6 protein-coding genes are annotated in these 12,129 nt (G+C 55.1%); all 6 read right to left on the bottom strand.

The features are described from left to right. Positions 1-2: 2 nt before the first annotated feature. A complete protein-coding gene (locus CA54_RS04300) occupies positions 3-2,852 on the bottom strand; it encodes a PSD1 and planctomycete cytochrome C domain-containing protein (protein WP_146369618.1) in 2,850 nt (949 codons plus the stop codon). 101 nt (positions 2,853-2,953) lie between these two features. Next, positions 2,954-3,142, bottom strand: coding sequence for a hypothetical protein (locus CA54_RS04305; RefSeq protein WP_146369619.1), 189 nt, complete (start codon positions 3,140-3,142; stop codon positions 2,954-2,956). Between the two features lie 178 nt (positions 3,143-3,320). After that, positions 3,321-5,477 (bottom strand): alpha/beta hydrolase, encoded by a 2,157-nt coding sequence (locus tag CA54_RS04310; RefSeq protein ID WP_146369620.1) that lies wholly within the window; start codon positions 5,475-5,477, stop codon positions 3,321-3,323. Between the two features lie 7 nt (positions 5,478-5,484). Further along, positions 5,485-6,666 carry a sialidase family protein gene (locus CA54_RS04315; protein WP_146369621.1) on the bottom strand — a complete coding sequence of 394 codons (1,182 nt, stop codon included), beginning with the start codon at positions 6,664-6,666 and terminating at the stop codon, positions 5,485-5,487. Positions 6,667-7,146: 480 nt separating this feature from the next. Next, positions 7,147-8,445: a DUF1501 domain-containing protein gene (locus CA54_RS04320; protein WP_390816723.1), complete on the bottom strand. Its 1,299-nt coding sequence runs from the start codon at positions 8,443-8,445 to the stop codon at positions 7,147-7,149. A gap of 10 nt (positions 8,446-8,455) precedes the next feature. Further along, entirely contained in the window at positions 8,456-12,124 is a 3,669-nt protein-coding gene (locus CA54_RS04325) for a DUF1553 domain-containing protein (RefSeq protein ID WP_146369623.1), read from the bottom strand. Between the last annotated feature and the right edge of the window lie 5 nt (positions 12,125-12,129).

Genomic DNA, 12,129 nt, shown 5'->3' on the forward strand with positions numbered 1-12,129 from the left:
ACTCATGGGATATAAAGAAACTCGCTGCAGTTTAATATCGCTAGACACGCGCTGTGCAAATCGGCCTGCTCAGCCAGAGCCTTGAGGTCCGTTAATTCCACAGCAGTTGGTTTTCGCCCCAATGCCAGATGAAAGGCATTTTCCACTGATTTCGCCCGCTGGGCAAATGCAGTCGCGTTTTCTTGGACGAAGTGACTATTGAGCAACCACAAGGGTTGCAACGCGGAAGTGGAGACGCGGCGATGAGAGCAAACGGTAATTCCATCGGCCCCGTCGAAAAGTATCTGTTGGACCGGCAGAGCGCCACGTTTTTGATGTCTATACAGACTGCGTCGCTTGGATTGTCCGGTATCGCTGGGACCACCCGTTTCAGCGTCCAGACAGCCCGATACGGCCAGGATGGAATCGCGAATCGCTTCCGCTTCTAACCGCCGAGGCAGCCACCGCCACAGCATGTTGTTGTCAGGATCGGTTTCAGAATTATGTGGTTGGAACTGTGAGGATTGACGATACGTTGCCGAATCGACGATCAACCGGTGAATGTGTTTGGTGCTCCAGCCGCTATCAATTAATTCGCTTGCCAAGAAGTCCAGCAATTCCGGATGGGTCGGTTTGCTTCCTTGTGTCCCGAAATCTGAGCTCGTTTCGACCAATCCACGACCGAAATGCCATTGCCAGAGACGATTCACCCAGACCCTGGCGGTTAATGGATTCGCGGGGTCGGTCATCCACGCTGCCAACTGTGATCTGGGTTTCTCTGATTGGTCGGGCATGGGACCGAACAACGCCGGCCAGCCGGGTTGCACAATCGGGCCGCGTGACTGCACGTCCCCCCGTAACAAAATGGCCGTCTCTATAACCGGCGAATCTCCGTCGATACGTGGGAGCGGCCAGCGCATGTTGAGTGGTGCGACCAGTGGGGGGCGCTCCGAGGTGGAGGGCGCATAGTACCCCCATGTTTGGGGAAATTCGGAAAGGGTCTTCCGCAATTCCTGAAAACGGGCCTTTTCGCTCTTGCGCATTCCATTGATGACACTTGTGGGCGTGACATAGATCGGCTCAGGATGTCCCTGTTTGCGTCGAACATTCACGATGCGGTCGTGGACACTATCGAAAATTTGCCAATACTCGTCGATCAACGCGCGGACCGTTTCATCTTCAGCGATGATGACGTTTTCAGGTTGACCTTGTGCAAAAAACGCTTGGAAACGGTAGTAATCCCGAATTGAAACTGGATCGAACTTGTGACTGTGACATTGTGCGCATTCCATAGTTAGTCCCAGGAACACTTGCGCTGTCGTATTGGCTACGTCGACTAAAATGTCGTTGCGTTGAATCGACTTGTCCAATTCATTGCCGCTGTAGCGTGCCGCCGCCAAAAAGCCGGTGGCGATCACACTTTCGTCGGACGTCGGTTCCAATTCGTCACCGGCAATCTGTTCGAGTACAAAGCGGTCAAAGGGTTTGTCATCATTAAACGCGTCGACGACCCAATCGCGATATCGCCAAGCATGTGGCCGATTGCGGTTGTGTTGATGCCCATTGCTTTCTGCCCAGCGCACGATGTCCAACCAATGTCGCCCCCAACGGGCTCCGTATGCGGGACTGGCGAGGTAATAATCCACCGTTTGTTTGTTGCCAGACGGTGGTAGACCCGTTAGGTCGAGCGAAAGTCGACGCTTCAATGTTTGCGCGTCCGCCTCCGGCGCCGGTGTCAGCCCCAATTCTTCATGCCGATGGGCGATAAAGGCGTCGACTGGCGTCCGGACCCATTGCTGGTTCTTAACATCCGGCACGTTGGGCCGGTGGATCTTTTGAAACGCCCAATGATCGGTCACTGGGGGCGGCGTGGGCAGCAGCTTTTCATTCCAATCCAAACCCTCGTCAATCCATGCCTTCAGAATCGCTTTTTCATCGGCATCGAGCGGTTCGTCCTCCGGCGGCATCTCGCCATGTTCCACGACTTCAAACAGACGACTCTTCGCAGCGTTGCCGACTACAGTTTGGTTCAACACTTCATCAACCAGATCGAGACGCACACCCGATTCCGGCTCGTCACCAGAGTGACAGTCGAAACAGCGGGATTTGAGCAATGGCAGTACGTGGGTATCAAAATTGACAGTCCGTTGAACAACCGCTGGTGGTGTCGGGACCGATTTCTTTTTCGGCGGAAGGTTGAGAATCGATTCCCATGTTGCAGCGAGATCGACGTCCCACACTTCGATCTGATCGCCCGCTTCTGTTTTTGCGCCGGTCGAGAAACCAATCCAATTCACAGTCGTGATTGACTTCTGGCTGTTTGTTGATGCACTGGGTTTGAATTCTTCGTCGCCATTAGGATCCACCCAGAGATCAAAGCGGTCAAATGGTTCATCGTCCCCGGACACCGATTTCCAAAGCCGCCCGACAATCAGAAATTCGCGATTGCCTTCTAGCGCAGGCCCAAATTTTTCCCGCCCCGACGAATACCGGACCATGAACCGGTTCTCGCCTTTTGAGACATGAAGCCCCAAGTTCGGCACGTCACCACTATGTGTCGTCGTGTCACTCCCTTCCGCACTGTCCAACCACAACACGAAGAATTCGCCGTTGTCCTGCTCCGGAGTGTCGATGGAATCAGCGTCATAACGAATACGAAATCGAACGAATAGTTCATCGCCCGCAAACGGGGCGCTTAATTTCCGCCGCAGCGGATTGTTCCTGCTTCCCGTGCCGCTAATTTCGTATCGAGCGACGGCAAAGCCATCACGCTTCCAGTGGGAGCCGTCCAGTAAATCATCGGCGGCGCATAAGGGGCGCTGAAATAAAATGAATAACGTGATTACGATGAGCAACCGGAGTGTACTAAGCATATGCGATGTTCCATTGAGTGCGGCGATCAACGGTTTCTGGGGCAATCTTCTACTCTAACCGTGATATTGAGATATTGCACGCTCTGAATGTGGATGGAGAGTCAGTATGGATTCGAAAACAAATCTGCTTTCGGGTAATCCTGATCACTTTTCCCACTGAGGAAAACGGTCACGACAAGTTCTTTGCGTTTGAAAATAAAGGGAAACACGCAACCGCTGGTATTGCCGGTGATTGAGAACAGCACAATTTCCATGGCCTCATTCGTGCCATTGATTACGAACTTGGCCAATCATCAGATCCGTCCCGGATTAATTGGTCAAACCGAATGGCCAACGCTATTGGCTTGGTAGGATGGTGCATCGGCTCCCACCGCGACCCTATGATCGCGATTGTGGCCCTCGACTCGTCGGGCGTAGTCGGCCGTCAGCGATCGGCCGCCTTATTGGGCGAGTCTGTGAACGCATCAGCTATTTGCCCGGAGGCTCTGCACCCCACGAATCGATGCGGCGTAGATTCTTTGAGTTCAGTTCCGAGTAACAGTCCGGAAGATCGACTTGTGCCAGTACGTTGGGCAGCAATGCCGACAGCGGCCAGTTGTAATGTTCACTTTCGGCAATGTCTGCATACGAGGTCAGTGCGTTTTTAAGCGTCACTTGCTTGACTTGATCGGATATGACGGCAGCGAACGTTGCCGCGAGCGCTCCCCAGCCCCGACCGACTAGATGAATGTCGGTGTGACCTAAGGATGCCAGCCAATCGAGAACTCGCAGGACGTCAAAAGTTTTCTGGCCGAGGTACGGCCGATCCAGCATCAGGCTGTGAATCGCATAGAAGTAATCGTTGCCGTACGCGGTGTGGAAAGAACCCGGATTGCACGTGTCCGGAATCGACTCACCAATCCCGCGAACATCGCAGGTGAAGACGGGTGAATTGGGTTCTGCCTGCATCACTTCGCGAATCAATGGTTCGTCGCGCAACTCGTTGTCGCTGGAAAGATGCGGCACATATAGAATCGCACGTTTGCCGGCACGAGGCGGTCGCGAATGCCAACTTTTATTGGTCAGACGATAGACAATGGTGTGGATGCCCGGCTCGGTGTCGACGGTGTAAGCCATCGCGAACTTTGTGGGATAGCCGCGTGAGCCGAGGTACCGCCAGTTGCGGTAGTCTGGCACATCCTCGTGTTTAGCAGGCAGCTTCAACACGTCCACCACCGCCCGACGCAGTGCCGCGCCGCTGAGTGACTTGCGGTCAGACGCCAACTGTTTTGATTTCTCGCGGGTAAATTCAAACACGGTTCGAGTACCGTCAATTAGGCCAACCTGTCCTTTCTCGGTACACCACAGTGTTTCATCTTTCTCAATCGTGAGCTTTGGTTCTGCGGAGAATGCGAGGTCAAGTTGTGCCGTAAGAACTCCCTCGAATTCCTGATTCGCGTCATCGGAGGCGAGCCCACTTGCTCGGTTGAACCACGAATACATCGCTTCGCGATTCTCTTGCGAGTAACCATGGCCAGTCGGGCCCACAAACAAGGCCACGTTGTCTTCGGCATCCAGCAGACTATACAGCCGCCGCAACTGTTGGTAGGTCTCTTCCGAACCGCGCACGTCGAAATAGTCGCGTTCCTTGGCGAGAATTATGATCGGACTGGGAGCCATGGCCGCGAGAAAGTCGGCATGATCTAAACCGAGAGCAAGAGCGCGAGGCGGACATTGTTCCGTGTCCTGCGGTAATTCGTTTTCCATATTGCGACGAAACGTCGTCACAAAACAACTCGGAGCGGCCATCGTCCACCGCGGTTCCACACCGCATAGCCAGGTCGTCATCGTGCCACCGCCCGAATTGCCAGTCACGCCAACGCGCTGCTTATCGACCTCGGGTCGAGTCAGCAGATAATCCAGCGCCCGTATGCCGTCCCATGCTCGCCACATGCCAAAGAATTCGCCGACCAAGAACTGCTGATTGCCAGCGTGCAAGTGCTCGCGTACACCCACGCCGATTTGCGAAGACAGATCGTCCTTAACGTATTGCAGCCGTTCACCCTGGCCAATTGGATCGTAAATCAAACAAACATAACCCAGCCGAGCTAGTCCCTGGGCAAACGACTGATAGGCTTGCGCGGCCTTTCCGTTTTTGGAGTGTCCACAGGTGCCGACGACAGCCGGTAGTGGTCCCGTTCGTCCCACAGGAATGTACACATTGGCAGTCACGGGAAATCCAGGACGACTGTCAAAAATGACGTTTTCGATCCGATATCCGTCACGGTCAATCGTTTTTGTAACTCGCGGATTCAATGGAGTACGCTCCGGCTCCGGACCGAATGACTGGCGAATGCGAGCCTGGGTATCACGAACGTACTGTTCCGCGTCGGCTTTCGTTTTGAGTCGATTTAGCTGTTCGATGTGACGAAGGCCCGACTCCCGCACCTGCTTCACGAACCATTCATGGACCATTCGCGGAAAGCGATTCAATGGCTCATAATCGTCAGCAGCAAGCGCTGAAGTAGGATGCAGCCAATTGAGCGCAGTCAGCGCTGCCGCGTTCGAACCGATCGACAGCAAAACGTGTCGGCGAGAAATCGCCTGAACTTGCTGCTGCAGTGTCGGCGATCGATCAGTTTTCATAGGAAGTCTACTTTTCATTGAGGACTTTGGTTGACTTGTAAAGCCAACTGATAGACACGCGCGTGATCTGAAGCGAATTCAGCCCAGGGTATTCGCAGTGGGCCAAGAGAACATGGTCGTCGACAAACTCGATGGCGGTGTAGCAGTACCAGCCTTGTGGATCGGTTCCAAGATTCCGGATGTGTTCCCACGTGGCTCCTTCGTCTTTGGAAACAGCGGCGGTGAACGGGCGGCGACCGACCGGCTTAACAGCTGCCAGCGGATCATTGCCATTGTTCCATACCAGCAGCAGATGACCTGTCGTCGGGATCCGTTCAATGGATGCCGGGGATGTGGTGGGTTGAGTTAAGTCAGAACGTTTTAGAGGCGACCAGGTCTGGCCGCCGTCCTTTGAATGCGAGAGTAGCTGACAGTCGCGGCTGCGGCAGAACATCAGCAGACTGCCGTCCGTCAGTTCTACGACACCTGGTTCCTGAGCCAACAGTTCCGATTTCAGCGTACTCTTGCTTGCCCGCCACGACTTGCCTTGATCATCGGACAAATAGCAGACGATGTCCGCGGAATTCTGAAATCCAGGCCAACCCGGCAGGTAGTGGACGGCCAGCGGCACGACCAAACGACCGCTCTTCAGTTGAATCACGCGATCGTTGTTCAACACGCGATAACCCGGCTGATCTTTTGGCACGACGTGCGTCGGTTCGGACCAAGTCTCGCCTTCGTCGGTGCTAGTCCGCATCAGGATGTTATCCAGATATGGGTATTTCGATCCCGATGGACTGTTGTACTTTTGAACGTAGAACAGGGCGATTCGGCCATCGGCCAACCGCAGCAGCGAGACGGACATCAGGTTCGCATCACTGTCCTTTCGAGCAATGATCGGAAAGTCGGCGGCGTCCCAGGTCTTTCCGCCGTCAGACGAATAGCGCCCCACAAGTTCAGCTGGCGCATGATCTCCTTTGCCAATAAATTTGGAGTATACCAACAGCAGGCTACCATCCTTCAGTTGGATAAAATCTCCTTCACTGTTGCGCCCATTTCCCGGCCGTGGAGCAATCCGCAACGGTTTCTCAACTCCCGAAGTGACGCCTTGGGGCGAGTCCGCGTTAGACCGACTGGCAGTTAGGACAACTATCAGCAGCGTGGCGAATCCAACGGTGCATGGAAACGAGTAGTGCAATCGATTTTTCATTGTGTGGCTTCAGTCGTAAGTTCGTTGTCAGTGATTCAAGACCGCGAGTTACTCGCATAAGTCCATCATTGGAGCTTCTCGGCAGCTAGACTTCAACTGTGCACTTGGCTCTTTTGGGTAATGGCTACGTGTTATCAATCGTTGGCAGAACAGCGAGTCTCAATAATCTGGTCGGTATCGGATTAGACAATTCAGTCGTGTTTTGGCATATGTGATGGTTGACAACTTCTTTAGCCAGAGTTCTGCCAGTCGATCAGCTAAGAGAGAGTACAGAGTCACAATCCGAAAACCGTCACCGCGTCTTTACTTGGCGAGTTGGCCGATTCAAACGCTCCTTCTGACAATCTATCCGGTGCTTGGATTGCACACGAAACACAGTTTCTGAGCAAATGCACCATTGCCAGATGGGACTGAAATTCTCGACTACACCGATTCTCCGTCAAGATTCGTCAGCACAAAAGTTAAACCTAACGAAACACATCACGCGAGTAGATCGGCAATCGGCTGGCCCATATCGGTGATGGGAACCGGGCGGTCGCCGGCGTATAGGTTCTTCCGATAGTCCACACCGACAGCGGCACAGATCGTGGCGAATAGGTCAGGAACGCTAATGGGATTAGAAACGATCTTCTTGGCGATTTCGTCAGTTTCGCCCCAGGCTCCGTAATGCGATAGGCCACCGCCAGCGAGAACGCAGCTAAAGGCGCTGCCTTGATGACCACGCCCGCCACCGCTGTCGAATTCGGGCGGGCGCCCGAATTCGGTAGTAATGACAATCAAGGTCTTGTCGAGCAGTCGCTTCGCTTCGAGATCATTGATCAATGCGGTGACCGCTGTATCCATTTCTTGAATCAGTTTGTGCTGGTTCACAATGCCTTCGTTATGGACGTCCCAGCCGATGCCGTTTAGGAAGTTGAGATTGTGCGATACTTCAATATAGCGGACGCCGTGTTCGACAAGTCGGCGGCTGAGCAGACAGCGTTGTCCAAACTCGCCGCCATAGCGGTTTCGCAGATCGGCCGGTTCGCGGTCGAGTTGAAAAACGCGCATGAACTCTGGGCCGCTCAATTTAAGGCTTTGTGCAATTGCCGCTTCGTAATCCAGCAATCGCTGGTCGGTCGTCGGATCGGCATTGCGACGGAGAACGGATAGGAATTCCTCCCGGCGCAACTGCCGCTGCGATGTGATGCCGTCGGGGCGAGACAGTCCGGCCGGCCCTTGACTGGTGTCGATCAGATAAAGGTAGCTGTCGCGTGTGCCGAGAAACCCTGGACCCCGTGTAACGTTGGGATAGCCTATCAATACATAAGGGGGAGTTCCGTCGTGGGCAGCGCCTCGTTCATGCGCGATGATTGATCCGATTGATGGATACGTGATTGTTCCGCTGACTGGTCGTCCAGTATGCATGCGATTCGTGGCGGCGGCGTGTTCGTCGATCACTTCGTGATGTACGCTGCGTACGGCCGTGACGCGATCCATCAGCCTGGCAAGTTGTGGCAAGTGCTCGCAGACTCGCACACCCGGGACGGCTGTTTCGATGGAATCGTAGTAGGAGCCTGCCAGCTTCTTTTTCGGGTCACCTTTTCTCTTTGGATCAAACGTGTCGATTTGCCCCATGCCGCCGCCCAGCCAGATCGAGATCACATGTTCGGCTTTTCCTTTAAGGAGTTCGTCGGATGGACCGGCGACGGTAGCTTGCCCTAAAGCGAGGCTACAACTAGCCGCCGCACCAGCACCAAGAAATCTACGACGATTGAGCGAGGTTAACGATTGCATGATTTTATCTCCATTACGGCATCCAGACGAACTCGCGGTGATTGATCAGGCTCCAGACGACATCTTCATAGACAACACGCCAACTCGGCGTAAGACGAGGGTCCGGCGGCGGACCGGCGAGGACGCGACGTTCGATTTCTAGTTGAATCGCATTTGCTTTTGGACGTCCATGGTTGAACCACGTAACCTGTGGTAGCGGTGGGTGTTCTTCAAGTTGAACGATCTTGTCGTGCAGAACGAGACGCGTGTTAAAATCCTTTGTCAGTGCACGGGCAAACACCTTTCGTTCGTCCGGTTTCGGCAAACGGCTGAGGATGCGCAGGAACAACGTGTCAACGAGAGACTCTGCCGATTCGGCCGCAATGGCCAATTCCGCTAATTCGCTTTGATGCGAGACTCTCGCCAGTGTGGCCGACAACGTGCTATTGGCAAGGACGCCCGGTTGCAGAACATTGGGGTCGGTTTCGCGCTCGGCAATCGGCATTTGCCGTGCGCCTGTCCAGCCGAATGCTTCGAGAACATCAACTACCGCGCGAGCCTTGGGTAGCGATAAACTAGGACGATCCCGTTCATTTTTCAGATCGCCGAACATCCACGCGCGGGTCGGGTGTCCCAAGGTTTGGCGACTGCCGAGCGGACGGCGTCCGTCGTGTACGAAGGTGAGTTCTTCAACATCGATGGGACGGCCTGTGCAATGGTGCAACGAGTCGACGATCTGCTCGGCTGTTAGACGACGACGCTCGGGGGCATTAAAGAAACGCTGCCCTGGCGAAGCATTACGGTTTTTTCCAACCGCCGCGCGTTGATATGTCCGGGATGATACGATCAGCCGCACAATGTGACGAAAGTCGTAATCGTGGCTGATCAATTCGTGCGCCAACCAATCGAGCAATTCCGGATGACTGGCGGCGTGACCTTCCCAGTCATGGACCGGTTCCACTATTCCTGCTCCGATCAACTGTTTCCAGGTTCGATTAATGATAACGCGTGAGAAGCGTGCGTTCTGCGGAGCGGTGATCAGGGCGGCAAGTCGTTCGCGTGTGTCGGTTGGTTTTTGCATGAGCTGGTCGATGTTTTCGCCGTCGACTGCCCCTGTGACCGAGGCAAACGGCCAATGCGGACGGACCGGTTGATCAGGATTGAGCGTCGCCTGAATCAGCGATTCTCGCGTCTTCTGGCCTTCAAAAAACGCCACCGGGACGCGACTGGTTTTCGGAACGGTGACCGGCTTGCGGCTGAGCATGGCGGCCAGCGCGTAGAGGTCGCTTTGCGTCGTGCTGTGATAAGGCGAGTCATGACAGCGGGCACATTCCAACTCGATACCCAGAAACGCGGAAGCGATGATATGGCCTTTGGCGGCAAACGGAGCGTCGTTCTCTCCCGCGAGCCCAAATCCCGCACTGCCGCCTTCGGCAGCTCCACCGCGCAGCATGATCAGTTCTGTGACCATGCGATCCAGCCGCTTGTTGTCACGCAATGAGTCATATAGGAACCAGCGGAACGGTCCGGTGCTGTTCAGCGATGCATTCAGCAGCGACGGATTCTCCGCAAGCAGATCCAGCCAAAAGCTCATCCAGCGGTCAGCGAAACGAACATCGCTGAGTAGTTGGTCGACTAGGCTGCTCCGTTTGTTGGGATTCGTGTCGGCGAGAAACGCGCGTGCTTCATCGGCTGTGGGCGGAATACCGATTGTGTCCAGATAGATGCGGCGGAGGAAAGCCTCGTCATCAATAACCGCCGAAAAGGCAACATCAGCTGCAGCCAACGGAGGGGCAGGCCACGGAGCACCCTCCTTCACCCATTGTTCCAACAGTTTGATTTGTTCCCCAGACAAACCGTCATCCGACGGAGGCATATCACCGTCACGAATTCGTACGATCAATTCGCTCGCTTCCAAGTCTCCGGGGACGATCGCCGGTATCTCCGAATCACCAGCTTTGAGCGCCGCCTCGCGCGAATCCAACTTCAGACCTCCTTTGTCCTTCTCGCCGTGGCAACGAATACAGTGTTCTCTCAAAATCGGCAGGACTTTGCCGTGGAAGTGTTCAGCTTGCCGGGCGTCGCTGTCTGCCGCAGCGGCAACAGCGCGTTTGATCTTCGCTCCAACAAATGCGTCAATCGGATGAAGGACATCACCGTCGTCGGTTCGCGGGACTACCGGCGGGGGACTTTTCTTCAACCACGTATCGGCCATGCGATGTCGTTTTTTCCAGAAATCGTCCTGCGATGCAGCCGCATTGCGGCGGCGCTCGTCGTCTAATTGTGCGAGCAATTTCTCAACTCGTAACAAAGCCGGCTCGATGGCTGCGTCGGTCAGAGGTACTCGTTTCGAATTGCCGCCAAGCAGTTCAAAACTCTTACCATCCCTCGAAAGGATCGCCACACAGATTTCACCGGTCTCCGTGCGGTGTCCGCTGCCGCCGACGACGAGTTCCAAAACGATCCGTGTCTTGCGGCTCGTCTTCAATTCGATCGTTGCCTCGCCAAACGCCTCTTGCTGGTGATATCCGTGAGCCCGCAATCCGGGCAACGGTGGTTCGGCGACGGGCGTGACGCGTTCTTCACCGTCTGGCGGGCGTGATGTGATTGGTTTGGTTCGCGCAACGACCTTGCCGTCGATCCACAACCGTCCCAATGCGCGGGTGCGCATGAGGAAACGATGCTTTCCGGCTGGGAGTTCGACATCGCCCGCCATTCGCAACAGTACCGGAGCATTCCAGCTCGAACGAATGCCCCATGAGTCGTACCATAACGGAATTCGCGGCAGCAAAAAGGTATCCCCGATCCAGCGAACAGATTCACTGGGCCATTGTTCGCCTTCATTGAGCCATCGGTCACGTGTCGGCAAACCCGCGCAGAGTTGCACCAGCACGCCACCATCGGGGATGTCGGCCAGTTCGGGCATGACTTCCTTTTGGGGTATCGCCACGCGCGGCTTTCCAACGCGACGAAACCTCGCCGCCATCGTCTTGTTATCCAGCGCCGCGCGATAGATCGCGATTCCGTCGAGCAGGCCCACAAAGCCATTCCCGATCCGGACGACGTCATCATCGACGACTGGTGGATCCTTGGTTTTACCGCCATAACTCCATGTGCCGTCGGTCGGTTTGCCGTTGACCCAACCGCGAATCGATTTCGGATCGCCAAAGCGATACGACACAGCGATGTGGTGCCAACCTGTGGCGACGGGAAAGCCATTTTTCGAATCCCAGCGATGCCAGTGTTTGTCTTCGCTGGACAGCTTCGTAGCGAACAGGAAACTCAGTCGCGCTTCGCCCTGGGCGCCCACCAAGCGCAGCGACCAGTTCTGATTGTCTCGCGCGAACTTCGGTGAACCGGTTCGGCCCTTACTGACTACGTACCGGATCTGTCCTTCACGAATGTTGGACGGATTGACCCATGCTTCCATTGTGATTGCGTCGCCATTGGTGAAGTCGAATTTGCTGTTCGGTCCCGTGTCGGCAACGACAAAATATCCGCCACGATCGATGCGCACAGCCGTGTTGTTCGCGGCCATGTCGGGAAACTCCGGCGGCCTCGGTCCGGCTTGATCGCGTTGCACGTTTCCCTTGGCTGTCAGAGGCGTTGATTCCTCGGTGCCAAAGTCCCATTGCGCGACGGGCGATGTATCCTCTGCCGCGAAGAGTGTGGAGACGAGCAGGATCGAGTAAATCATAGACATGTGTC

The sequence above is a fragment of the Symmachiella macrocystis genome, assembly GCF_007860075.1.
Taxonomy (GTDB): Bacteria; Planctomycetota; Planctomycetia; order Planctomycetales; family Planctomycetaceae; genus Symmachiella; species Symmachiella macrocystis.

What these genes read in the sequence shown, in the direction of transcription:
- CA54_RS04300 (WP_146369618.1), bottom strand. Translation starts at nt 2,852, where the DNA reads ATGCTTAGTACACTCCGGTTGCTCATCGTAATCACGTTATTCATTTTA.
- CA54_RS04310 (WP_146369620.1), bottom strand. Translation starts at nt 5,477, where the DNA reads ATGAAAACTGATCGATCGCCGACACTGCAGCAGCAAGTTCAGGCGATT.
- CA54_RS04315 (WP_146369621.1), bottom strand. Translation starts at nt 6,666, where the DNA reads ATGAAAAATCGATTGCACTACTCGTTTCCATGCACCGTTGGATTCGCC.
- CA54_RS04325 (WP_146369623.1), bottom strand. Translation starts at nt 12,124, where the DNA reads ATGTCTATGATTTACTCGATCCTGCTCGTCTCCACACTCTTCGCGGCA.